The organism is Erwinia sp. S38 (assembly GCF_016624545.1).
GTDB lineage: Bacteria > Pseudomonadota > Gammaproteobacteria > Enterobacterales > Enterobacteriaceae > Erwinia > Erwinia coffeiphila.
This window is the reverse complement of record NZ_JACVTS010000010.1, coordinates 172,026-195,743: the sequence shown is the minus strand read 5'-3', so window position 1 is coordinate 195,743 and position 23,718 is coordinate 172,026. Positions and strand designations below refer to the sequence as shown.

Here is a 23,718-nt window from a genome sequence, read left to right as displayed (position 1 = left end):
TCCCGGGCCACGGGGGGCCGGCGGGGTCCCGGCCCGGGGGGGCGCTGGGTGGCGCCCGTCGAGGCTACACGGATGTATTCACGCCGAGTCCGTGAACCCGGCCTGCACCGATAAGCCAGTCACCGATTCCAAAGCTCTACCAACGCGATCACTGTGCCTTAAAATCCCGCTCAATGCTGTTCAACATATTGCTGGCGCTGTAGTAATCCAGACGGAACGTATCCGGACCCATCGAATACACCCGCTTCGCGCTCACCGGCTCCAGATGCACCAGGAACTGATTCGCCTCCACCTTCTGCACCGTCTCATCATCGGACGAGAACAGAATCATCGTCTTGCCCGTCAGACCCGCCGCCATATTCTCACCGGTCAGCTGGATAATGTCGTTGCGCTTGCCCATGCTGGTACCGCCGTGAACATCAGCAGGCGGCATCGCCAGGCTGAAGCCCAGCTCGGTCAGCAGCTTGCCCTGCGCCGATTCCGGCGTCCACAGATTCACGCCGCGCCCGTCTTCATAATAAACCAGCGCCGAAACCGGCTGCGGTGGCAGAGTAATCTCCTGCTTCACCTGCTGCACGCGCTGCTCGAAACGATCAATCACCGCTTTCGCATCGTTCTCGTGCCCGGTGATATCGCCCAGCTGAACCGCCAGCTGCTGCCAGCTTTTATTGCCGTAATCAATCACCAGCGTCGGCGCAATGGTCGACAGCTGATCGTACAGCTTGATCGCCGAGTCACCGCCGGTAGCGGCGATGATAATCAGATCGGGTGCCTCGGCCGCAATCGCTTCCGCATTCGGCTCGGTGACGTACAGTGGTTTTAGCTGGCGTTCTTTCGCGACCGCGCTCCACTGGGTAAAAAAGCCCTGCTCATCCGCCACCGTCGAGTTGCGCCCGGTGGCGCCGGAACCGATCACCGGCGCGTTAATCGCCAGCAGCGTACCGGTCAGGGTGACGCTGGTGGACACAATCCGCTTCGGTGCCTGTTGCAGGGTCAACGTGCCTTTCGGCGTTTGCAGGGTGCGCGGCCAGCTCTGCGGTTCGCTTACCGCCGCGTTTTGCCGATCTGAACCAGACGTTTCACCCGGTGCGGAATTTTGCTGCTGTTCACCGTGCGCCGCGTCATGATGTTCGGTGCCGTGGTGCTCACCTTCGGCGGCGTTCTGATGGGCAGCAGCATCATGTTGCGCCGCTGGCTTAGCATCGTCGGAGGCCTGGTCACAGCCGCTGAGCATCACGCCCAGCGCCAGCGCACCGGCAACCAACATCAGGCGGGTAACGGAAGATTGAGGTTTCATGGTTAGGATTTGGTTGTAAATGAGTATTATTATCATACATGCAATACCCTTGAAGTTAAACGCTTTAGCCGCAGGCGGGCGGCAATCAGCACGGGGCATCACCCGCATAACTTATGGATACCGCGTATGCGCATTGGGTTTATCGGGCTGAAATAATAAAAAAGGCTGCGTGACGATCGCGTCAGCAGCCTGTTTTACTTAGCGAAATCGCTCTGAATTACACTTTCATCCAGCGGCCTTCCGCAGCGGAAACGGCAATCGCCTCCAGCACTTTCGACACCTGCAGGCCTTCGGCGAAGTCCGGCCACATGCGGTCATCGGCGGCGATGCCGTTAATCAGGTCGCGCACTTCAACGGTTTTCTGATCGTTAAAGCCGATACCGTGACCGGCAGAGATGCAGAATGCCGCATAGTCTGGGTGCGCAGGCCCGGTCAGGATGGTTTTAAAGCCCTGGCGACCGGCCGGTTCGTCGTGAATGTACAGCTCAAGCTCGGCCATGCGCTCCTGGGTGTAGCGGATGGTGCCTTTGGTGCCGGTGACCACATAGGTCAGGCCCATTTTGCTGCCGCAGGCAATACGCGAGGTTTCAATCACGCCGTGTGCGCCGTTGGCAAAGCGCAGCAGCGCACTGGCCTGATCTTCGTTTTCCACATCGCGCAGCGTAGACGGATCTTTCGGGTCCGGACGCTGTTTGATGACCGTCATCATATCGCCGCTGACTTCGCTGATGTTGCCCACCAGGAAGTGCGCCATATTGACGATATGCGCAGCCAGATCGCCCAGTGCGCCCAGCCCGGCCAGCGCTTTCTGGCAGTGCCAGTCCAGCGGGGTGTTCGGGTTAGCCAGATAGTCTTCGTTGTGAGTGCCGTAGAAATGCACGACTTCACCGATTTCACCGCGAGCGATAATCTCTTTCGCCAGCTGGCTGGTCGGGTTTTTCATGTAGTTGAAGCCCACCAGGGTTTTTACCCCGGCTTTTTCCGCTGCGCGAACCATTTCTTCCGCATCCGCCACATCCAGCGCCAGCGGTTTTTCGGAATAAACGTGCTTTCCGTGGCGAATCGCTTCCAGCGCCATTTCCTTATGCAGGAAGTTCGGCGCGCAGATATCCACCACATCGATATTCTCGTCCGCCACCAGCTCACGCCAGTCCCCGGTCGATCGGTTAAAGCCCAGCGCGGCGGCCTGAGCGCGCGCTACGTCCGGGCTAACCTCGGCAACCATCTCACGTACCAGTTCGCCTTTCAGCTTAAAGACTGTAGAAGCCTGAGAGTAAGCGATAGCGTGGCAGCGTCCGATGTAGCCGGTGCCGATCAGTCCGATTCTGACTTTTTGCATGACAAATCCTTGGGTGTAGGGGTGGCAAAATGGAACGAAATGAAAAACAAACTGGAATATATATTTCAAAACAATGTGCTACAACATCAAAATGAAATAAACGTGATCGCGCTTGCACAATGAGATGCAACCACCAGTGCAACGCAGTTCGAACCTGCAAAGCAGTGCGCAAAAGATAAAAAAATGCTGGTTACAGCACAAAATACGCATCAACTGCCGATTTAATCAGCAGTTAAACCAGAAACATCAAATCAGCCTTTGACATCCCCTCCCCCGCTCGATACTATGCGCCCCGTTCAAACGATTCCTCTGTAGTTCAGTCGGTAGAACGGCGGACTGTTAATCCGTATGTCACTGGTTCGAGTCCAGTCAGAGGAGCCATATTTAGAGAAGCCCGCTTAAGGAAACTTAAGCGGGCTTTTTGTTTTTGCGTTAAACGGTCAGGCGATCGGCATTATGGCCCACGCGAAATGCCCCTTTATGCGGCCGACCATCATCGATGAACGAGTGAGCTATCTGCCTTAGCGGCCGACTAGCCATCCGTTGAACAGGTTAGTTTCTCCCATTCGTCTATTTCCTGACCTAATGCCGCGAGCTTTTGCCGCACTAAACCCAGTGCATCACTGCCTAACAATAAATGCGTGGGTGGGTTCCGGCTCTCCATGATTGCCAGCATAGCGCGTGCGGCTTTAACGGGATCGCCGAGCTGCTTACCGCTTTTTTCCTCACGAGACTGACGGATGGGATCGAACAAAGCATCATAGTCCGGGATGCTACGCGCGCTGCGTACCATCGAGCGCCCGGCCCAGTCGGTGCGAAACGAACCGGGTGCCACGGCGGTCACGCAGATGTTGAACGGGTTAAGTTCTTTGCTCAACGTTTCTGATATCCCTTCCAGGGCAAATTTGCTGCCGCAGTAATAGCTGATGCCGGGCAAGGTAATGAAACTGCCCATCGAGGTGATATTGATAATATGGCCGCGACGGCGCTGACGCATGCCCGGCAGCACGGCTTTGATCATCGCCACGGCACCAAACACATTCACATCAAACTGGCGGCGCATCTCAGCGAGCGAAGATTCTTCCATAATGCCCTCATGACCGTACCCGGCATTGTTCACCAGCACATCAATCGGACCGAGGGTGGACTCAATTTCCGCAACGACTTCATCAATGCGCTCAAAGTCCGTTACATCAAGGAGGCGTCCAAAAGCCCGCTGTGCATCGAGCACCTCGAAAGCGTTAAGTGCTTCGTGGTTACGCACCGTACCAATGACGCGATGGCCTGCGGCGAGGGCTTCCTGCGCCAGCGCGCGGCCAAAGCCGCTGCTGACTCCGGTGATTAAAATCGTTTTTGCCGATGTCATAACATAACTCCCATAAACAGTGAAGATTGCATGGTATTCTTTGCACTGGCGCATTTTTAGGCCTTATTTTCTCTTTTTATTGCCTGATTTTATGAGGCTCTGATATGTCTGAAATGATTGCTCAGGTAAAAGCACTCGCGGCGCAGGAGGGGTACAACCTCACAGCGTTGCCTGATGTGCGAATTTTGCGTGCCGATCGCCCACTAGCCAGAACGCCTGTGCTTTATGATCCGGGTATGGTGATCGTCTGCCAGGGTAGCAAACGGGGCTATTTCGGTCAGCAGACCTATTTATATGATGAACAGCACTACCTGGCGGTTTCGGTGCCTGTGCCGTTTGTGATGGAAACCGACGCCTCGGCTGAACATCCGTTGCTGGCGATTTATATGCATCTGGATTTCCAGCTGGCCACTGAACTGATGTTGCAGATTGAACAGCATGGCACCCCGCATCCTCCCGCTGCGCCGCAAAGCATGATGTCGAGCCCGATGGATGACGCGGTAAAAACGTCCGTGCTGAATTTGCTTGAAGCCCTGAATAATCCGCTTGAGGCGCCCATCCTCGGCCCCGGGCGGGTACGTGAACTTTATTACCGCGTGTTGACGGGTGCACAGGGCAATGCAATGCGCGCCGCGCTGGCTTTGCAGGGGCAGTTCGGCAAAATCGGTAAAGTGCTGGAACGCATCCATGCCACCTATGCGGAGCCGTTAACGCTGACGCAACTTGCGCTGGAAGCCGGAATGAGCGTGCCGACGTTTCATCACCATTTCAAAGCGATAACCCGGATGCCGCCGATGCAGTATGTCAAATCGGTACGCCTGCACCAGGCGCGCATGTTGATGGTGCGGCAGCAGCTTACCGCCGCTGCCGCGAGCTACGCCGTAGGTTATGAAAGCCCATCGCAGTTTAATCGCGAGTTCAAGCGCCTGTTTGGTCTGCCACCGGCAGAGGAGATAAAACGCATGCAGCAGCACTTCGCCGTTCCGCCTGCGCAGCCCGCGTCAGTATTCGTTTCATCACATTAAGGCTTACTGGATAGTGGCGAGTAAGGGACCGTCATTTTTATAATGAATGCCTGCGCTTCCACTCATCAACAACGTCACCCAGGTTTTTGGTCGCATCATTCAGTATCCAGGCCATAAAATCACGATCGAATCGAAAATCCGCACCGCATTCATCAATCATGAAGCGACGTACGTTTTGCGTATTTTTATAGTGTTTATCCACGATCGTGGATCGTGTTAATACAGCACTGTGCCAGTCGATTTTCACTTATTGATCCCTGTAGTCAGTCATTAACGGCAGCGTTTATATCTTACACACAGGCTTTTAAAATTTCTGCTTATGGCATGAAGGAGACAGGATATTTGAATATGGTTGTGCCTTATGAGCGAGGAAATGGCTCTGAAAATGCCAATGATTATTTAGCAGTCTTCTGATCAGGGAATGAGCTACTAGTTCGAGAGGCGTTATGAAAAAAACTTTCGCAAGGCATTGATTGAAATGAGGTAAACGAGTATCTTCCATCCTTTCGGACAAACAAAATGACTGTTACCGATTCACTTCTTGCTTTCTCCTTCGCAGCACTAGTGCTGACTCTCACGCCGGGCCTGGATACAGCGCTCATTCTCAGAACTACCTGCGCAGAGGGTGGTAAAAAGGCTTTCCATGCTGCTCTTGGAATTGACTGCGGCTGTTTCATATGGGGAGCGCTTGTCGCGCTCGGTCTGGGGGCGCTAATGGCAGCTTCAGAGCTGGCTTATACAATACTAAAAATCTGTGGTGCGACTTACCTGTGCTGGCTGGGCTTGCAGCTATTAATACGGCCACGATCGTCTTTTAGTCATAACGATGCCGACATTTCTTCACACGGAAACTGGTTTGTGAAAGGAATGCTAGGGAATGTACTCAATCCCAAAATGGGTATTTTCTATATGTCATTTTTGCCTCAGTTTATACCTGTCGGGCATTCCCCTTTGATATGGACATTTATCCTTGTCAGTATTCATGTCGCGATAGGGACAATTTGGTCTGTCACACTTATTTTATCGACGCACTTTGCATCCGCCATACTGAAGAAAAGCCGTGTTGTCAGGATAATGGACATGGCTACCGGAGGTTTGTTTATAGGCTTTGCGGCTAAACTTGCTCTCAGTTCGAGATAAGTTTATTGGCGGTGACATTGCTAACCACGTCCGTTTCTGGCACGGAGCAGACGTGTTAACGAAGCTGAAGGTCCGCTGTGAGCGAGAAGCGGAAGTTGGCATTCTGGCGTATCCAATGGTGGGAAAAATTGGTCACAACTATCATTAGTGCAATTTCGATTACTGGTATTTTTTGACCAAAAGGCAATTTTTTGCTTGTCCGAATAGTATTGATAGGTAATCTATTGATACACTAGGTTTTTATGTAACTGGTAGCTAAAAATGTCTGATGGTCAAAACAGTAATAACGATAGAACAGAAGTCGTCAAAGCATCTTTAAGCGCTGGCAGCACGCTCTTAGTCGCGATAATCGCAGCCATTGGCGGAATAATTGGTTCATACTTCACTGGTTCAAAGCTTGTAGAAAGTACGAGTGTGCCAGCATTGATAAATGCCAGAACAATTTGTATCAACGCGGTTAATGAAGATGAGCAAAAATTTCGCGAAAGAGCATCTAGCTTATTGGCTGCCGTAGCTGCGTTTGATGCGGATAAATCTCTCTTATATCAACCTAATCATAATCAACTTTATCAACCAGCCAAATCAGCTATTACGCAGGCAATGTCCATCAGTACATATTCTTCAGAACGTCTTTCAGGGCTTGCGATAAACATTGCGACATCTATAAAAACACTTGCAATTGCTGATATGAATTATGGTGCATCAGGTGAAGCTTATAAGGTGCTGTCATCCTCTATGGGGGAATGGCCTGAAGCATATAGTGAATTTATGAAAACATTCGATATCAAACGAGCTTCTTGTAATTTTGATGAGTCAATCCATAAATCAGAAAAATGATACTCATCAGACTCTATCCTATTTATATCCGTCATACTTCAATCGGCCTATGCGCTGGCCGTACTTATTCACCCCAGTCATTTACCTGAGTAAGTTCCTGGGGATTCTCGAATTTGACACCTTTAAGCGACTCGAATTATTTTGGTTTATTTGTTTCTTAGTGCAAAGAACAGTTGTCAATGCCCGTTCCTAACACTCAGCAGGTGCTCGAAGCATAATAGGAACAAAAGGCAATAACTAACTTATTGTTTTTATTTATTTTTTCTATAGAAAAGCGAAGAGGTACCCCCAAAGATACCCCCATATGTTCACTTCTAGAGATTTTTTGAATGTTTTTTATGCAGTGAACTTTATATTACTAGCAAAAAACGTTAGCAATTTCGTCTAACATCTTTGTTAATAGCCTTTTCAGGCCACCATGTTGGATTGATACCTAAGGCTAGTTCGCTTTGGCAATGTTGTTGGAGATCTTGCCAGAACGTTACTATTGCTGAACTGAACTCGTCAAAATCGGATTCTGTTATTTGTAGATTCTCATAGCTAGTTAACGCTTCTCCAAATAATTGCTGGTAATACTTTGGATACCGTTGCAACAGGGTCTCATGACCCACCCCATCTCCATGTTTATATACATTTACAACAAGGCGGCAAGCATCTAGTTGATGAAAATATGGTTTATTTTTCACATCGAAACCTATCCACTCCATCAATTCTATAATTCGCTCAAAACTAGTACGCCAGACAATATCTTTTATAGCTTTTAACTTATTCCAATGACGAAATTCTCGAAGAATTAAATCACGTAACTGTTAATCGAACTGGTGGTACATTCCAGCATTCATAGCTAGAGTGACAGTATTTTTCATATCCATCAATGCATGCATATGTGTTATACCTATTTGTGTCGCATTTTCGCAAGCCTCTGCTGGATCATCTCTTTCAGGGTCAAAGTTTTTAGCCGTACGTTCGAGATATCTTTCCTCTTCCAGGTCACATTCAGCACTAAGATCTGAAAATTGTGATAGAAGTCTAGATTTAGCTTGCCCTACGTAAAAATTATGCGGATTAAGGATAACTCGAAGATCGAAGCAATCAAATGAAAAAATATTCATACCACCCTCAAAATTTTGTAAGTATAAATTATATCATTGTAATAAAATCATTATCTCGAAACTTAAAGGATTTAATTAATCATTACAAAAACATCTCGTCAGGATATCGCTTATAATCGTATAAACTAACTAGTCTTTTATAGTCTGAAGGTAGAATTTCAAGTGCCACCCCCTCTCGCAGATAATCGGCCACATTATCTAAATTAATATTATCCACGTAAATGTTGTAGAAAAGAATGCGCACAGTTTTATAAGTTTTAAATCCTAAAGCAAGTATTTCATCAACTGTATCGCAATCAATTTTCTCTGAAGGATCTATTGAGTCAAAATAAGTATTTAAGTTCCTTTCTTGGTTCTCTTTTAGATTTTCAATACCTTGAATTTCGTTACAAATGGTAGAAAAACCACGAGCGGTAAAGTACTGATTACGCGAAACTTTTATTTTATTCAACAACAATATTAGAGCATCATTTCTTGAATCCATTATATCAAAGTAATTCATAACCATTTCTGAAGCTGATTGGTAATGATATGTAATTTTCTTAACTGAACCAACTGCCATAACTAATTCATCATTAGATAAACTATCCAAATCACCTACAATTTTTACTTTTACAGAACCTCCTTCTTTAATTTTTCTCATTACACTTTCAACTTTCCTAATATCCATAGATGAAACAGGAAGTTTAAGTCCTACCAATTCTTCAAAAACACCACTGAAATTATCAGTTTTTATTTTATTAATTTTTATATTGCCGATATTTTCAATAACTACGTCATGTTCTAAAACTTCTAGAGAGTCACTACCTTCTTCACGTTCTATCAAAAGGAAATTCTTCCTGACTTTATCTGCCAAATCAGAATCCTTTGAAATGTACGAGAAAATAGTTTTTAATATATCTCTAATATTTTCATCGCTAATGCTATAACCGATGAAAATAATTGGGTTGTGAATGAATAATGAAATTAATTGGGCCCTAATTAAATGATTGCTAACGCGAAATCTTTCATAATCCGATTCAGAGATTACAATTGACTCTGGATGAGATACACAACCATGTATTTTATAAACAGACCCGTAAGGATTACTTAATAAAATATCGTTACCAATAATAGGTTTAAAGCCAATTAGAGTCTCAATGAATCTATCATAATTTGTTGTGATAATGGACCCTATGTTTCTACTAGCCTTAGCAAATAACTCCATTTCTGTTGCATAACTTTCATTATTGTTTGTTTCATGGAGATCAACAAGCTTAGATATAAATATTTTTATTCGGCTAGCCGAGTAGTTTCCAGAAGAAGCATATTCATAGTATCGGTCATTTATGGATTTAAATTTCCCGTTCCTATCTGACTCTAATAATCTATTAAATTCAATTTCTATTTCACTTGCCACCTTTGGAAGATCAACCTCTCCCAATGAATTTGCATTCCTACCAGCCGAATCAAAATAGAAGTCATAGCTGCCTTTCATTTCATAAACAATTTTTTTTAACAGTTCAGGCCATGAGTACGTACCAGTTAAATATCGGCGACTGAAACCTGCACCAACAAACACAACTGGATGATTTACGTATGATCCCATGAACTCACTAAGTTTCATCTATCGTTCTCCTAAGAACAATTTCTATAATTGATTTAACACAAAGCAACATTTTCAAGCGCATACAATTCTACTAACTAGCCTTCTACATCAGCTAATCACATTTTGATGCTTAAGACGCAACTTTTTACGATAAAAGTTGTGCATTAGGTCTTAAACTTTTATCCGCATTAGTCTCAGTTACACTGCATAAATCAGTTCATCTGGCTTATCGATTAGTAGTAAAAGAGCCAATCTTGCTCTAACTTCAGTAATGATAACTGTTTGAAGCAACTGTAACTTAGGGTAGGTACACTCAAGAATCCCCGATGGCGCTGGTAGGGAGCTACAACTTTTGACAACTCACTTCCATCACCAACTAGCTGGCTGACAGGCTGACAGGCTGACGTCGCGTTGATTGGTACATGATAATGTCCGCATTTGGCAAAAAGCGGACTAACAGCTATCTCTAAACAACCCTTCACTTATTCTCCCCACACTTCAATCATCCGTGCCTGGATCACCTTCCAGCGAACAAACAATGCGCTCCTTAACCAGGCAAAAAATCCCACTCAAAAGCCATCACATAAAAAGAAGCCCACTCAAGTTCCCCTGAGCGGGCTTCTGGATGCACTCCACTTTCTCCCCCAAAACATCACCCAAGAATCGCCTCCAGCCGCGCCAGCACCTCATTGACAATAACCTCGGGTACACGCTCCAGACGTTTACCGTTACGCACTTCCATATCAAGGGTTCTGGGCTGGTCGCAGCGAATCACGCCGGTGGTTTTCGTTCCCGCACCATCCAGAGAAACGGCGAAGCCTGCCGTGCGTGCGAAGTTGCCGCCGCTGGTGATTGGCACAACAACGGGGAGCCGGGTGAAAGCGTTAAACGAGGCGGGTGAAACAATCAGTACCGACCGCGTTCCACGTTGTTCATGCCCCGCAGTGGGATCGAGAGAGACGAGCCAGATTTCTCCCCTGTCCATTTACAGGACCTCCTTACCCTGGGCTGAGGCATTAGCCCATTCCCGATCCTCGTCACTGATTTCTGCGTGTGGATCGCACTGCGCCAGCAGCTCATCAAGGGAATAATGCGGTCGTTTCTGGGGTTCAATAATCAGGCGGCCATTATCAATGGTCATGCCGACTTCACTATCGGTAGTCAGCCCCAGCGTTTTAAGCACGGCAGGAGGAACCGCCAGCATGACGGAGCCTCCAACCTTTTTCAGGCGAGCAATATGCATAGAACACCTCCAAAAATTATATTTAAATATAACATTGTCGGCGATGCGTGCACAATTATTAATCAATTCCATTGTGGTAATTTCCTTAGTTAGCCTGTTATCAAGCAGGAGCTGAGTCCATGACAAAGAAAGCCGATGATAGAAAACTTCACCACTGGCTCAAAGAGTTATGACGTTTCAGGAAGGGAAAGTGCGGCACGGCTTCCAAAGCTTTGCGCCGCCGAAGGCAAGAGGATTACACAAAAGGCTATTTCAGTACGTACAAAGGCCCGCCCTCCATGGCAGCCCTACCCTCTCACGCCACGCTGTTCTTCGCCGTTGCCGGCAGCAGTGTTTTACTGCCTTTTAGGGTGAAGATAGAAATCACCGTAAAGCTCAGCGTAATACACCCCAGGGTCAGATACGCCTGGTGGAAGCCGACGGTATCGTACATCCGCCCTACCCACGCCGAAAGCACCACGCCGGATAGCTGTTTCGATAAGTTAAAGCCGATCAGGAACAGAGTGGCGGAAAGCTTCGGGTTAAACGCCGATGAAATGTATTTAAAGGTGCCGACCAGTAAAAACGGCAGCTCAAACATATGCAGCATCTTGAGGAATACCACCTCCACCGCCGAGCTGGCAAAGGACGATCCCAGAATGCGCATGGACATAATCAGTCCGGCAATTAACAGAGCATTTTTGGCACCGATGCGGTTAATAATAAACGGCGCGCAGAACATGATCATCGCATTGAGCAGCTCCCCACCGGTGGTGACGAAGCCAAACACTTCGGTGCCGCGCTGCGGGCTGGAGAAAAAGCCTTTAAAGAAGTTGGCGAACTGCTGGTCGAACACGTCATACACGCTGGCCACGCCCACCACATACACAATAAAGCCCCAGAAGCGCGGCATCCGCAGCAGTTCGGCGGCGGTGCGCATTGAGAACGCACGGCGGTTCGCGCCCAGCGCATCGATGACTTCGGCGCTGTTGCTGCTCTCGGGTTTGGATACCCACAGCAGCACGCCGAGGATCAGCGCAAATCCGGAGGCGATCCAGAAGGTAATATTCGGGTCGATGCTGAACAGAATGCCGGTGATTGAGGCACACAGCGCCCAGCCGATGCAGCCGGAAACCCGGACCTTGCCGTATTCAAAGCGGTTGGCGCGGCTGACGCGTTCAATATACGCCTCCACCGCGCCGGAACCGCTGGAGAACACCATCCCCAGGTAGATCCCGCCCACCAGCGCACCGGCGATGATGTTCATCTGCAATAGCGGTGAGAACACGAAGATAAAGAACGGCGCAAAGAGGATTAACAGCCCCGTAATGGTCCACAGCAGATGCTTGCGCAGCCCGAGCTTATCGGAAATCAAGCCGAACACCGGCTGGAAGACAATGGAAAACAGGGAAATCGAGGAGAAAACAATCCCGGTTTCGGTTTTGGTCAGGTGGTTAACTTCCGCCAGCCACACGGGGAAAAACGGGAAGTAGGCCGACATAATGAAGTAGTAGAAGAAAAAGAACAGCATGAAGTAGATAAAGTTGTGCCGTTCACGTGGGGCAAGTTCAGAAAGTTTCATGGTGATGTCCCGTATTATTCCTGTGGGGTTGGGGGCTTCTGCCACCGATTATTATTGGAAGTACATCGTTAACCGTTATTGTTATCCCGTCTCAGTCAGCAGCCGCTTCTAAACCAAAATGTCGCCCGTCAGACATGAATGATTTCGTTATCAGATATTTTCGTTAATGCCGCAATAACGGCGAAAATGAAACCCGTCCGGCGTCACGAAACGCCGGAAAAACGGCTGCTTTTTGTCGTTCGTTAAACATAAAATGTTAGCGCACGACATTCACCTTTACCGGATTAAGGAGCGCCGCATGCAGCGCCATTTGGCAACGTTAGAAGATGTCGCCCGTGAGGCTGGCGTTTCCCAGCAGACGGTTTCCCGGGTGCTGAATAATCCGGAGGTAGTGGCCGAACGCACGCGCGACAAAGTGATCCGCGCGATGCAGGCGCTGCACTATGTCCCGAACCGTTCTGCGCAGCTGCTGGCGGGGAAATCCGCGCCGTCGATTGGGCTGATTACCGCCTCGCTGACGCTGCACGCGCCGTCGCAAATTGCCGCCGCGGTGAAAAGCTACGCCGGATCGCACCAGCTGGAAGTGTCGATTGCGATGCCGGTTCAGGCCGATTTTACGTCGCTGCAGGACCGACTAAATGAGTTCCGCGCTCAGCATATTCGCGGAGCGATTATCAGTCTGCCGCTGGAAAGCAGCGTGGCGGAGCGGCTGGCGGCGGAAAACAGCGATATCGCCTGCCTGTTTCTGGATGTCTCGCCGGAGAGCGACGTCTGCTGCGTGCGTTTCGATCACCGCGACGGCTGCGGTGCCTGCGTGCAGCACCTGTGGGATGCCGGGCATCGGGAGTTCGGCCTGCTGGCCGGGCCGGAAAGCTCCGTCTCCGCCCGTATGCGCCTGAGCAGCTGGCGCGAAGCGCTGCACCGGCTGGGGATCGCCAACGCGGTGACGGTATTTGGCGACTGGAGCGCCGCCAGCGGCTGGCAGAAAACCTTTGAGCTGCTGCACCAGCATCCGCGGATCAGCGCGATGGTGGTGGCCAACGATCAGATGGCGCTCGGCGTGCTTAGCGCACTGGCGCAGCTCAATCGCACCGGCAGCCGGGCCGTTTCGGTCACCGGCTATGACGATACGGCGGACAGCCTCTACTTCCAGCCGTCGTTAACCACCGTCGCTCAGGATTTCAATGTGTTGGGGAAACGCGCGGTGGAAAGGCTGATCCAGCTGATGTCCGCGCCGCAGATCAAGATCCGCGAGCTGCTGCCGACGCGGTTGATCATCCGCCAGTCAACCCGCCCTTACAGCGGGGAAACTGACGATGAGAAAGAGAAGGTGATTGCGCAGTTAAAAACGCTGGCGGAGAAGCTGTAAAGATCGCAAACGGATCATCGCGCGATGTTTATTCCACGGAAGAACTGCCCCTCACACCAGCCACATCAGTTAAAAGCGGAACGCGCCGCCCACGGTGTACTGGGTTTGCGCACCGTCAGAATTGGCGAACCGGCTGCTGACATCGGTATACAGCGACAGGTTATCGCCCATCAGCCACTGCACGCCCACGCCGCCCCGGCCAAAGCTCTTGTCCGGCGCTCCGATGCTCACGCTGCGCACGGCTCCTTCCGCCCGGTCGCGAACGTTGAACTGGTCATTCACGCCGTCGCTGAGTTCACGCACCCAGGACAGATGCGCGTACGGCAGTAAGGTCTGATGCTGCGCAACGCTGAATGATGAGGATATTTTCCAGCCCAGCGAGGCTTCCAGCGAGTTGAAATCCTGCTTCTGGTAGTCCACGGCGGTACGCAGATCTTCGCGGTCGCTGAAACCGTCAACCGAATAGTGCGTGTAGTCCAGTCCGGCAAACGGCCCGGTGCGCAGCTGAGCAAAGGTGAAGTCATAGCCGCCGTTCACCCGACCGCCGTAGAAGTTGGCGTTGGTATGGCCGTTAAGCGTGTGGTCCAGCAGCGCCAGGCCATCGCCTGATTCGATATACACCGAGCGGCGGGTATCGAGGCTGGCCCGTCCGGCTGACAGGTCACCGGTCAGCCACAGCGGGTTATCGAAGGTCAGCTGGCCATAAACCCCCAGTTGCCAGGTGTCCCCTTTCACCGACCCGTCACGTTCCAGTTTATCTTTATTACGCTGATAGCTCAGGCTCGATCCCAGCACGGCGCGATCGTTGAACTGGTAGTCAACGAGGGCATAGGCCATGGTATTTTGCGCGCGCCCCTGCGGCACGGTATCAAAACCCTCCGCCGGGGTAGACTGGCCTTCAATACCGACGGCACCTCCCCAGGTGCCCGCTTCACGAGGCTGCAGGCTAAGCAGCTGACGGCGACCGTCGTGCAGATCGTTCAGGCTCTGATGCTGACGGCGCAGGCTCTCTTCCACCACGCGCTGAAGCTGTCCCGCGGAAGATGCGGAGTACAACAGGTCGGTATTGGACCACTCAAGCAGCAGCCGGGTGAGGATTAACGACACGTCGTGCAGGCGCTGGGTAATTCTTTCCTGACCAAACACGCTGGTCAGGAATTCTTCGTTATCCGTGGCAGGGCTGTGCCAGGTGGCCCCGCCCGGTACTTCCGGATTGGTGGTCTGGGTATAGCCGTCTTTATCACCGATATCCCAGTTGGTCGCTTCCAGGTACAGCACCGGAATGTCGAGAATGTTAAAGCTGTCGCCGTCGCTACAGCAGCCGGTCCCGGCCGGATACTGCGGATCGAGCCCCGGGTTGGTATACAACTTCACGCCCAGCTCTTCGGAAATGCGGAACAGCTGGTCGCGCAGGCTGGTCAGCGCCGGGTTGCTGACGCTGTTATCTCCGGCGTGGGCATAAAGCATATCCCCGGTGATCATACTGTCCATGTTGATCATCCCTTTCAGGTTGCCGGTCAGGTTGTTGGCCTCCAGCTCTTTAACCATCGCCGCCGATCCGCGCAGCCCCTCCTCTTCCGCACCGAATGCCGCAAAGACCAGCGTACGCTCGGTCTGAATACCGCTCAGATTATGCGCAATTTCGGTCAACAGTGACGCGCCAGAGGCATTATCGTCCAGCGCTTCCAGTGTCGGTCTGCCGTAATAGGAGTCAAAGTGCGCGCCGGTAACAATATAGTCATCCTGCAAACCTTTATTGTAAGCAATCACGTTCTGCGAGGCGCGAGTCTGGCCCCGCACGGTCCAGGTAAAATCCTGGCGGAGAACGTTATAACCCGGAGACATGCGGTCCTCCATCCACTGCGCCGCGCCGACAAAGTTATCGGTGTCGCGATATCGGCCGGGATAATCGTGGATTAGTGTATCGAGGGTTTCTTTGGCGTAGTCGCCATATTCAACGGCAGCACCGGCCTGTTGAGCCGAGAGGAGAGCTAAAGCCACGGCGAGTTTCTTAAACATTCCTTTACCCTATGAGTTATTGTGATTTAAAGGCGCGTTTCAGCCTGCGGGATAAAGCATCGATCGTGCCAGGGAGTGCATAAAGGGAATGGACCGAGGTTTTTTGCGAGAAATCAACAGATTGAAATGAATAACTATGCAATTCCTATGCAAACCGCGTCCAGCACAGCCACGTTGTAACGTTAGTGTAAAAAAAAACGATGGGTGAATATTCATTTACTATTTTTACAATACTCTTACGAAAAGTGTGCTCAACCCTGCAATTTATCCTCTCCGATCCGCCGGATGCACCACGGGCGAACAGCGTTGCACGGCGATGAATCAGTGAGATGCCGGGGTGATTAAGGAAGTCAGGAAGTCAGGAAGTCAGGAAGTCAGGAAGTCAGGAAGTCAGGAAGTGAAAACGTAGTCAGAGTGCAGCGTAAACAGGTAAGCCTGTCTTCAATGAAATTGCGCCATATATAAAAAATGCCCCCTGCCGATTGCGCAGGAGGCATCGTTTCTTACTCTAATTTCTAAGCCTCTTCGGTACAAAAATCAGAACACCACTTCAGCCTGCACGCCGAAGCTAATCTGATAATCTTTACCGTCGTTAAAGGTGGTGCTGTCGATCTCGTTTTCCAGCGCCTTCAGGTAGGTGGTGTACAGGCGGATTTCCGGGCGCGAGTTGAGGATGCTGGTATCCACCTTAAAGACCTGCGCCAGCGTCACCTTATAGCCGGACTCATCAAAGCTGAGGTGGTTGGCGCGATTCTGCTGGTTAAAGTAGCCCAGCTCCAGCGCGGTCTGCATGGTGCGGCTCCAGATCCACGACGGGCGGATCACCGCGCGCGCGGTTTCGAAGTCGGTATGCGCGCCGGTGTAGGTGGAGTAGAGATCGTAGCCGCGACCGTAGACCAGCGCGTGCGCCATGATGATCTTGTCGCTCAGGTAAAACTCGCCCTGGCTGACCAGACGCCAGCCGATACCGTCGCTGTGAATGCCGTAGTATGAGCTGTTGTAGTCAAAATCCGGGTTGGCGCTGGAGATATTCATAAACTGGCTGGCCAGCGAGTTATCGGCCACCTGAAGCGTCAGTTCGTTGGTGCCGTTGAGCAGCGGGTTGCGCAGAATCGCCTGGCCAAGCCAGGAGGATTTGACCTTGTAGTAGTCGTTATCCGCCTGTGCCTCTTTCTGTTCATCGGTCTGATTGGCGAAGGCGTATTTCGCCCCCAGCTCCAGCGTCACGCTTTCGGTTATCGGCAGGTTTTTATAGCGAACTTCGGCGATATTGACGTTAACCTGGGTGGTATCGCTACAGGTTGAGGAACCCGCCGCACACACCGTGCTGTAATTATCGATGTCGTTGCGGGTCAGCGCCATGCTCAGCGATCCCACCGGCATCGCCCAGTTCTCAATCCCGATGCCCGCGCCGGAAAGCGTGCGGTTGCTTTTCCAGTCCAGCAGCTGAATTTCATACTGCGGCAGCGTGTGTTTACCGATCCACACCGAGGCTTCCGGCGCGAACGGCAGCAGGCCGTTACCCTCCACGTACAGCTTGCTGAGCTTGCCCATACCGCCGCCGGACATGCCCTTTTCGAAGGATTCATTGCTCTGGGTTAAGCCTAAATCGCCCTCAAACTGCACGTTAGCCCAGATGGATTTATCACCCTCGCGCCAGGCGCGTTTTTTTAGCGACAGGTTATACCAGCCGTCGTATTCGTTACCGAAGCGCCCCAGCGACCCCACGCCCCAGGATTTTGGCCCGCCGTTGGTGGTGCTGGCCCAGCCGGAGCGGAAATAGCCGGAGTATTTAAAGCCGGTGTCGTCCTGCACATATTTACTGATCTGCTTCAGCGTGTCCGGCGACAGCTCCAGCGGTGCGGCGGGAGCGGCGGAGGCGGTCCGGGCGACCGATGGCGCAGCGGTTGCCGGAACGCCAGCAGTCGATCTCCCTGATAAAGATGCCGCCGGAACGCCAGAAGCGACGCTGCCCGCAGACGAGGCCGCATAGGCAGCAGAACCCGCCGAACCCGCTGAACCCGCCGGAGAACCGAATGCCGCCGAATCAGCACGAGCCGAAGCCGTCGCCTGCGCCTGTTCTTTATCCTCGTAGGCCTGCAGTTTCTGCTGGGTAGCCAAAAGCTGCGCCTCCAGCATTTCCATGCGCTGTTCCAGCGTGAGTTTTTGCGCCACGGCTTCACCGCTGACGGCGTAGCAAGAGAATAACGCCGCCGCGATCATCGTTTTTTTATAATTCAGTTGTTTCGCTTTCATTATTACCCCAGGGTATTGCATCCCCGCAAAAAAAAGACCCGCCGCCAGCGGAATGTATTTCCGCCGGTTGCAGGTCTCGCCTGAATTCAATCAGTCACGTCCTGAAGGGATAGTTTGAATTAACCATCAATGTTGTGTTATTAACGACGGCGACAGCCCAACGCCGCTACTGACTTTATTTCTACTGCGCGTTAATTCATTACAGCGACAGCGCCATTACCGGTTCGCCAGAGCGAGAATGCGGTTTATCGCTAATCTGCATTTCACGCCACGCTTCACTGTTAGTGACAATCACCGGCGTCACCGTGTCATAGCCCGCTTTCTTAATTTCATCGAGATCGAAGGTCAGCAGCAGCTGGCCCTTTTTCACTTCATCGCCCTCCTTCACCTGCATCTTGAAATGCTGGCCTTCCAGCTGTACGGTATTGATACCGACGTGGATCAGGATCTCCGCGCCGCCGGTGGAGTTAATGCCGATGGCGTGGCCGCTGGCGAAGGTGCTGGCGATATGGCCATCCACCGGGGAGTACACCTGTCCTTCATCCGGCACAATGGCGAAGCCCTGGCCGACAATCCCGGAGGAGAAAACCTTGTCATCAACCGCCGTCAGCGGGATCACCGTGCCGGAAATCGGGGCGGCGATCTGCTCGTTGACCACCTGCGCCGCCGGTGCTGCCGTTGCTGCCGTTGCTGCCGTTGCTGCCGCAGAAGTTTCCGCGCTCACGGTACGTTTTTCTCCTGCTGCGGGCGCAGAAGGTGCGGTTTGAGCCGTGCTCTTCAGCGCCGGGTCATCGAACCCGACCAGCAGCGTCAGCACCAGGCTGGCGGCAAAGGCCACTACGCAGCCGATAATAAAGCCGATAAAACCTTCGCCGTAGAAGATAGGCAGGGTCAGCAGGCCCGGCATCCCCATGGAAATGGCGGAACTTTTGGCATAGCCCGCAATGGCTCCGCCGAATCCGGCGGCGATCACCGCGCAAACAAACGGCTTTTTCAGCTTGAGGGTCACACCGTAAACACCCGGCTCGGTAATGCCGAACAGCGAGGCGATAAAGCTGCTTCCCGCCAGCGCCTTAAGCTTTTTATCTTTGGTACGCAGCATCACCGCAAGCAGCGCGCCGGACTGGGCAAACACCGACGGGCTGGAAGCCGCCTTCAGATAGCTGTGGCCCATCACCGAAATATCGTTGATAAAGACCGTCACAAAGCCCCAGTGCACGCCGAAGATCACCAAAATCTGCCACGATGCGGCCATCAGCGCACTGGCAATAATTGGATTGATGCCGTAGATGCTGACAAACAGTGACGCCACCGCTTCGCTCGCCGAAACGCCCACCGGCCCGATGGTCATTAACGTCAGCGGCACCATCAGCGTCAGCAGGAAGAACGGCGTCAGGATATTACGCACGCTTTCGTGAATATGGCGGTTCAGGAAGCGTTCCAGAATCGACATCAGCCAGACGCTGAAAATAATCGGGATCACCGTGCCGGTATATTTCATCATCATCACCGGCAGGCCGAAGAAGGTCACCGGATTACCGGCGGTAAACAGCTGCTGGATGCTGGGATAAATCAGCGCACCGGCAATCGACACCGCAACAAATACGTTGGTTTCAAATTTACGCGCGGAGGTAATCGCCAGCAGCATCGGCAGGAAATAGAACAGGCTGTCCGAGGCCGCATGCAAAATAATGTAGGTGGTTTCTTTGCTGGTCATCCAGCCCGCCGCCAGCACAATCGCCAGCGCGCCTTTTAATACGCCGGCGGCGGCCATCGCGCCCAGTAGCGGAGTAAAAATTCCCGACACCAGATCGATCAGTCGGCCCAGTACCGAGGCGCTGTTTTGCTGCTCCGGTGCCACCTTTTTACTTTTGCTGTCGTCCAGCAGCCCGGAGATGGCACCGATTGCGCGGAACACATCCGGCACGCGGTTACCGATCACCACCTGCAGCTGGCCGGAGCCTCTCACCACGGTGATCACGCCGTCCAGCGCTTCCAGCTCCGGCTGATTGACCTTGCTATTGTCGATAATTTTAAAGCGCAGCCGCGTGGCGCAATGCACCAGCGAGGCAACGTTGTTCTCCCCACCCACCAGCTTGAGTATATTTCCTGCCAGCACTTCAGTATTCATGATAATAATTCCCGTTTTATCGACGACAGTCATTGCAGTGCGTTTACGATCGTTGCCTGTATCCGCTGGCCAGCAGGAAAAAAAGCAAAAAAAAACCTGGATAAAATAGTGTGAAAAAACACACTGCTTTATCCAGGTTTCGCCCAGAGAATTCTGGTCACGTCCTGACGAACGCCCTTCTTTTAACAATACCGCTGAAGAAATTCCACTGATATATCCGGTTTTGTGAAAGTCATCACTAAATTTTCATTCCGCCCGCGGTGAAAAAGAATTAAATACGGCGGCTGCATCACATTTATCAGGAATAGTGATTGCCCCGGCCGTACCCTGTTCTTATAACTACGCCCTCAGGACGTTACTGATCATTCGGCGAAACCTGCTTTCTGTTGCTTACCCGGCAACGGAAAGCAGGTTTTTTTGTTTTTGGCGATCCCCAACGGAGAAAGATGATGGCCCGGTTAAACCCACTACTCGGCGCGATGCTCGCCTGTACCCTCACCAGCACCAGCGCCCTCGCCGCAGCGGAACAGGCAGCGACGCAGCAACAGGAACAAACGCAGGCGCAGGCGCAGGCAGGACAGCAGAAAACGCGCATTCTGATTTTGTCCGATATCGGCAATGAGCCGGACGACTCGCAGTCGCTGGTGCGCTTCCTGGTGTACAGCAACGAATTTAACGTGGAGGGGCTGATAGCCACCACCTCAACCTGGCTGCGTGACCGGGTGAACCCGGAGATGATGCACAAGCGCATCGACGCCTATGCGCAGGCGCTACCGAATCTGCGCAGGCACGCGGAAGGCTACCCGAGCGCCGAAGCACTGCGTTCGGTCGTGCGGGCCGGTCGCGCCGGTTACGGCATGGACTACGTCGGCGCGGGGAAATCTACCGAGGCGTCGGCGCTGATTATCCAGTCGGTGGATAAACCGGACCCGCGCCCGCTGTGGATCGACGTCTGGGGCGGCGCGGTGGATCTGGCGCAGGCGCTGTACGACGTGCGCGCCACCCGCAGCGCGGAAGAGGTTGAGGCGTTCGTCAGTAAAATCCGCGTTTATGCGATATCCGATCAGGACAATACCGGCGAATGGATACGGGCGCAGTTCCCTGCACTGCGCTATATCACCAGCATTCACGCCTGGAATGACTATTTTATCGCCACCTGGAGCGGCATGTCGTCGCGCTTTGCCGAAGGCGGCGATATGAGCCAGGTCAACAACGACTGGCTGGCCCGCAACATCCGCAATCAGGGACCGCTGGGCGCGGCCTATCCGGCCATTGAATACACTATGGAAGGCGATACGCCTTCGTTCCTCTACCTGCTGCAAAATGGACTGAACGCGCCGGAACATCCGGAGTACGGCGGCTGGGGCGGGCGCTATGCGGCGGTCACGCCCGACAGCCGTAGCGGGCTGCGCACCAGCACCTCCGATACGGTCACCGGCGTCGATGGCAAAAGCCACCGCACCGCCAGTGCCACCCTCTGGCGCTGGCGCGAGGCGTATCAAAATGATTTTGCCGCACGCATGCAGTGGAGCGTGATCCCGGACGTGAAAAAGGCCAACCACAATCCGCAGCTGGTGCTGAACGGGAAGCCGGGACAGGGGATCGTCGAGCTGAAAGTGAAATCGGGTGAAGTGGTAGAGCTGTCGGCGAAGGGGTCGCACGATGTGGATAATAACCGGCTCAGCTACCGCTGGTGGCAGTACAAAGAACCGACCGCCACCACGATGAATATCCACTTTGGCCCGGACCTCAAGCTGGAGGATACCGAGCGCGAGGCACTCCGCTTTACCGCGCCAGCGGTGAAAACAGCGACGCCGTTCCATATCATTCTGCAGGTGCAGGATGACGGCACGCCGTCGCTGTTCGCCTACCGCCGCGCTATCGTCACCGTAACGCCATAACGGCAGCACGCCCGGGCACACAGGGTGCCCGGGCAATGCAATTTAACGCGGTCAGACGGGATCGCTCAGGCTGGCACCGTTGCTGCCAATCACATCGCGATACCAGTAAAAGCTTTTCTTACGGCGGCGCTCCAGCGTGCCGTTACCTTCGTCATCGCGATCAACGTAGATAAAACCATAGCGTTTCGACATCTGCGCAGTACCGGCGCTGACCAGATCGATCGGCCCCCAGCTGGTGTAGCCCATCAGCTCAACGCCGTCTTCAATCGCTTCCCTCACCTGCACCAGATGGGCTTGCAGATACTGGATGCGGTAATCGTCCTGGATCGAGCCGTCCGCCGCCGGAACGTCTTTCGCCCCCAGACCGTTTTCTACAATAAACAGCGGCTTCAGGTAGCGATCGTGCAGTTCGTTGAGCAGGAAGCGCAGTCCCTGCGGGTCGATCTGCCAGCCCCATTCGGAGCTTTGCAGGTGCGGGTTGGGGATCATCTTCATGATATTGGTGCGCGAGCTTTGATACCGCTCCGGCTGCGCCGCCGCGCAGCCGCTCATGTAGTAGCTGAAGGAGATAAAATCGACCGTCTCTTTCAGGTCGGCGGCATCCTGCGCGGTGATGTTCAGCGCGATGTCGTTTTCGCGGAAGAAGCGCTGTATCCACGCCGGATAGGCACCCCGTGCCTGAACGTCGCCAAAGAACAGCCAGTCGCGATTCACACTCTGCGCCTTCAGCACATCCTCCGGCTTACAGGTGATCGGGTAGCGAATCCCGCCCAGCAGCATGCTGCCGATTTTGGCATCCGGGATAATCTCGTGGCAGGCCTTCACCGCGCGGGCGCTGGCTACCAGCTGATGATGGATTGCCTGATAGATCTCCTGTTTGCTTCTTTCCCCCGCCAGCCCGACGCCGGTAAACGGTGCGTGCAGCGCCATATTGATTTCGTTGAAGGTCAGCCAGTACTTCACCTTATCGCGGTAGCGGGTGAATACCGTACGCGCATAGCGCTCAAACAGCGCTATCACTTCGCGGCCGCCCCAGCCGTCGTACTTTTTCACCAGCCCGTAAGGCATCTCATAGTGCGACAGCGTGATCAGCGGCTGGATACCGTAGCGCGCCATTTCATCAAACAGGCGGTCGTAAAACGCCAACCCCTCTTCATTTGGCTGAGTTTCATCACCCTCGGGATAGATACGCGTCCAGGCGATGGAGGTGCGCAGTACTTTAAAGCCCATCTCGGCAAACAGCTTCACGTCTTCCGGGTAGCGGTGATAGAAATCGATGGCCTGATCTTTCACGCCGTGGCTGTCAGCGTCGCGCTCAACGACCTTGCCGTGGATGCCCTGCGGTTGCAGATCGGAGGTGGAAACGCCCTTCCCACCCTCGTTCCATGCGCCTTCAACCTGGTTGGCCGCGACCGAACCGCCCCACAAAAATCCTTCCGGGAATGCCATATTCATCGTTACCTTCTCCTTTATGCCTCATTTAACTGCGTGCCTGCTGTGCAGGCCTGAAAACAAAAAAACCTGCTCAGCACCG

At 52.5% G+C, this 23,718-nt stretch carries 19 protein-coding genes and 1 tRNA gene; 6 read left to right on the top strand and 14 right to left on the bottom strand.

Annotated features, from left to right (window positions below):
* Positions 1-148: 148 nt before the first annotated feature.
* Positions 149-1,297 carry a Fe2+-enterobactin ABC transporter substrate-binding protein gene (gene fepB, locus IBT46_RS13425; protein WP_234480112.1) on the bottom strand — a complete coding sequence of 383 codons (1,149 nt, stop codon included), beginning with the start codon at positions 1,295-1,297 and terminating at the stop codon, positions 149-151.
* A gap of 217 nt (positions 1,298-1,514) precedes the next feature.
* Positions 1,515-2,636: a Gfo/Idh/MocA family protein gene (locus IBT46_RS13420; RefSeq protein WP_200546078.1), complete on the bottom strand. Its 1,122-nt coding sequence runs from the start codon at positions 2,634-2,636 to the stop codon at positions 1,515-1,517.
* Positions 2,637-2,941: 305 nt separating this feature from the next.
* On the opposite strand from IBT46_RS13420, the gene IBT46_RS13415 reads away from it, so the two are divergent.
* Positions 2,942-3,017: transfer RNA gene (locus IBT46_RS13415), tRNA-Asn, on the top strand.
* 151 nt (positions 3,018-3,168) lie between these two features.
* Here the strand turns inward: IBT46_RS13415 and IBT46_RS13410 are convergent.
* A complete protein-coding gene (locus tag IBT46_RS13410; RefSeq protein WP_200546077.1) occupies positions 3,169-4,002 on the bottom strand; it encodes an oxidoreductase in 834 nt (277 codons plus the stop codon).
* A gap of 104 nt (positions 4,003-4,106) precedes the next feature.
* Here IBT46_RS13410 and IBT46_RS13405 point away from each other — a divergent pair, with 104 nt between their 5' ends.
* Entirely contained in the window at positions 4,107-5,027 is a 921-nt protein-coding gene (locus IBT46_RS13405) for an AraC family transcriptional regulator (RefSeq protein WP_200546076.1), read from the top strand.
* A gap of 37 nt (positions 5,028-5,064) precedes the next feature.
* On the opposite strand, the gene IBT46_RS13400 is transcribed toward IBT46_RS13405, so the two are convergent.
* Complete coding sequence (locus IBT46_RS13400; protein ID WP_200546075.1) at positions 5,065-5,274, bottom strand: DUF6434 domain-containing protein; 210 nt, start codon at positions 5,272-5,274, stop codon at positions 5,065-5,067.
* A gap of 272 nt (positions 5,275-5,546) precedes the next feature.
* On the opposite strand from IBT46_RS13400, the gene IBT46_RS13395 reads away from it, so the two are divergent.
* Positions 5,547-6,167: a LysE family translocator gene (locus IBT46_RS13395; RefSeq protein ID WP_200546074.1), complete on the top strand. Its 621-nt coding sequence runs from the start codon at positions 5,547-5,549 to the stop codon at positions 6,165-6,167.
* Between the two features lie 261 nt (positions 6,168-6,428).
* Entirely contained in the window at positions 6,429-7,004 is a 576-nt protein-coding gene (locus IBT46_RS13390; protein ID WP_127913527.1) for a hypothetical protein, read from the top strand.
* A gap of 371 nt (positions 7,005-7,375) precedes the next feature.
* Here the strand turns inward: IBT46_RS13390 and IBT46_RS13385 are convergent, their stop codons facing one another.
* The 6 genes from IBT46_RS13385 to IBT46_RS13360 form a co-directional block, all read right to left on the bottom strand.
* Positions 7,376-7,690: a hypothetical protein gene (locus tag IBT46_RS13385; RefSeq protein WP_200546073.1), complete on the bottom strand. Its 315-nt coding sequence runs from the start codon at positions 7,688-7,690 to the stop codon at positions 7,376-7,378.
* A gap of 123 nt (positions 7,691-7,813) precedes the next feature.
* The gene (locus IBT46_RS13380) at positions 7,814-8,116 is read right to left on the bottom strand and encodes a hypothetical protein (RefSeq protein WP_200546072.1); all 303 of its coding nucleotides are present in this window, start codon (positions 8,114-8,116) and stop codon (positions 7,814-7,816) included.
* Between the two features lie 82 nt (positions 8,117-8,198).
* Positions 8,199-9,722 (bottom strand): SIR2 family protein, encoded by a 1,524-nt coding sequence (locus IBT46_RS13375; protein ID WP_200546071.1) that lies wholly within the window; start codon positions 9,720-9,722, stop codon positions 8,199-8,201.
* 634 nt (positions 9,723-10,356) lie between these two features.
* Positions 10,357-10,689: a type II toxin-antitoxin system PemK/MazF family toxin gene (locus tag IBT46_RS13370; protein ID WP_200546070.1), complete on the bottom strand. Its 333-nt coding sequence runs from the start codon at positions 10,687-10,689 to the stop codon at positions 10,357-10,359.
* Entirely contained in the window at positions 10,690-10,947 is a 258-nt protein-coding gene (locus IBT46_RS13365; RefSeq protein ID WP_200546069.1) for an AbrB/MazE/SpoVT family DNA-binding domain-containing protein, read from the bottom strand.
* 295 nt (positions 10,948-11,242) lie between these two features.
* A complete protein-coding gene (locus IBT46_RS13360) occupies positions 11,243-12,508 on the bottom strand; it encodes an MFS transporter (RefSeq protein WP_200546068.1) in 1,266 nt (421 codons plus the stop codon).
* Positions 12,509-12,806: 298 nt separating this feature from the next.
* Here IBT46_RS13360 and IBT46_RS13355 point away from each other — a divergent pair, with 298 nt between their 5' ends.
* A complete protein-coding gene (locus IBT46_RS13355) occupies positions 12,807-13,877 on the top strand; it encodes a LacI family DNA-binding transcriptional regulator (RefSeq protein WP_200546067.1) in 1,071 nt (356 codons plus the stop codon).
* A gap of 69 nt (positions 13,878-13,946) precedes the next feature.
* On the opposite strand, the gene IBT46_RS13350 is transcribed toward IBT46_RS13355, so the two are convergent.
* The 3 genes from IBT46_RS13350 to IBT46_RS13340 form a co-directional block, all read right to left on the bottom strand.
* Complete coding sequence (locus IBT46_RS13350) at positions 13,947-15,896, bottom strand: autotransporter outer membrane beta-barrel domain-containing protein (RefSeq protein ID WP_200546066.1); 1,950 nt, start codon at positions 15,894-15,896, stop codon at positions 13,947-13,949.
* A 537-nt stretch (positions 15,897-16,433) separates the two neighbouring features.
* The gene (locus IBT46_RS13345) at positions 16,434-18,152 is read right to left on the bottom strand and encodes a carbohydrate porin (protein ID WP_200546065.1); all 1,719 of its coding nucleotides are present in this window, start codon (positions 18,150-18,152) and stop codon (positions 16,434-16,436) included.
* A 199-nt stretch (positions 18,153-18,351) separates the two neighbouring features.
* Complete coding sequence (locus IBT46_RS13340) at positions 18,352-20,283, bottom strand: beta-glucoside-specific PTS transporter subunit IIABC (protein WP_200546064.1); 1,932 nt, start codon at positions 20,281-20,283, stop codon at positions 18,352-18,354.
* Between the two features lie 446 nt (positions 20,284-20,729).
* On the opposite strand from IBT46_RS13340, the gene IBT46_RS13335 reads away from it, so the two are divergent.
* A complete protein-coding gene (locus IBT46_RS13335) occupies positions 20,730-22,184 on the top strand; it encodes a DUF1593 domain-containing protein (RefSeq protein ID WP_234480111.1) in 1,455 nt (484 codons plus the stop codon).
* Positions 22,185-22,235: 51 nt separating this feature from the next.
* On the opposite strand, the gene IBT46_RS13330 is transcribed toward IBT46_RS13335, so the two are convergent.
* A complete protein-coding gene (locus IBT46_RS13330; RefSeq protein WP_200546063.1) occupies positions 22,236-23,639 on the bottom strand; it encodes a glycoside hydrolase family 1 protein in 1,404 nt (467 codons plus the stop codon).
* Positions 23,640-23,718: the final 79 nt, after the last annotated feature.

Coding starts and splice junctions, on each gene's coding strand:
- fepB (WP_234480112.1), bottom strand. CDS start 1,297: ATGAAACCTCAATCTTCCGTTACCCGCCTGATGTTGGTTGCCGGTGCG.
- IBT46_RS13420 (WP_200546078.1), bottom strand. CDS start 2,636: ATGCAAAAAGTCAGAATCGGACTGATCGGCACCGGCTACATCGGACGC.
- IBT46_RS13410 (WP_200546077.1), bottom strand. CDS start 4,002: ATGACATCGGCAAAAACGATTTTAATCACCGGAGTCAGCAGCGGCTTT.
- IBT46_RS13405 (WP_200546076.1), top strand. CDS start 4,107: ATGTCTGAAATGATTGCTCAGGTAAAAGCACTCGCGGCGCAGGAGGGG.
- IBT46_RS13395 (WP_200546074.1), top strand. CDS start 5,547: ATGACTGTTACCGATTCACTTCTTGCTTTCTCCTTCGCAGCACTAGTG.
- IBT46_RS13390 (WP_127913527.1), top strand. CDS start 6,429: ATGTCTGATGGTCAAAACAGTAATAACGATAGAACAGAAGTCGTCAAA.
- IBT46_RS13380 (WP_200546072.1), bottom strand. CDS start 8,116: ATGAATATTTTTTCATTTGATTGCTTCGATCTTCGAGTTATCCTTAAT.
- IBT46_RS13375 (WP_200546071.1), bottom strand. CDS start 9,722: ATGAAACTTAGTGAGTTCATGGGATCATACGTAAATCATCCAGTTGTG.
- IBT46_RS13370 (WP_200546070.1), bottom strand. CDS start 10,689: ATGGACAGGGGAGAAATCTGGCTCGTCTCTCTCGATCCCACTGCGGGG.
- IBT46_RS13365 (WP_200546069.1), bottom strand. CDS start 10,947: ATGCATATTGCTCGCCTGAAAAAGGTTGGAGGCTCCGTCATGCTGGCG.
- IBT46_RS13360 (WP_200546068.1), bottom strand. CDS start 12,508: ATGAAACTTTCTGAACTTGCCCCACGTGAACGGCACAACTTTATCTAC.
- IBT46_RS13355 (WP_200546067.1), top strand. CDS start 12,807: ATGCAGCGCCATTTGGCAACGTTAGAAGATGTCGCCCGTGAGGCTGGC.
- IBT46_RS13350 (WP_200546066.1), bottom strand. CDS start 15,896: ATGTTTAAGAAACTCGCCGTGGCTTTAGCTCTCCTCTCGGCTCAACAG.
- IBT46_RS13345 (WP_200546065.1), bottom strand. CDS start 18,152: ATGAAAGCGAAACAACTGAATTATAAAAAAACGATGATCGCGGCGGCG.
- IBT46_RS13340 (WP_200546064.1), bottom strand. CDS start 20,283: ATGAATACTGAAGTGCTGGCAGGAAATATACTCAAGCTGGTGGGTGGG.
- IBT46_RS13335 (WP_234480111.1), top strand. CDS start 20,730: ATGATGGCCCGGTTAAACCCACTACTCGGCGCGATGCTCGCCTGTACC.
- IBT46_RS13330 (WP_200546063.1), bottom strand. CDS start 23,639: ATGAATATGGCATTCCCGGAAGGATTTTTGTGGGGCGGTTCGGTCGCG.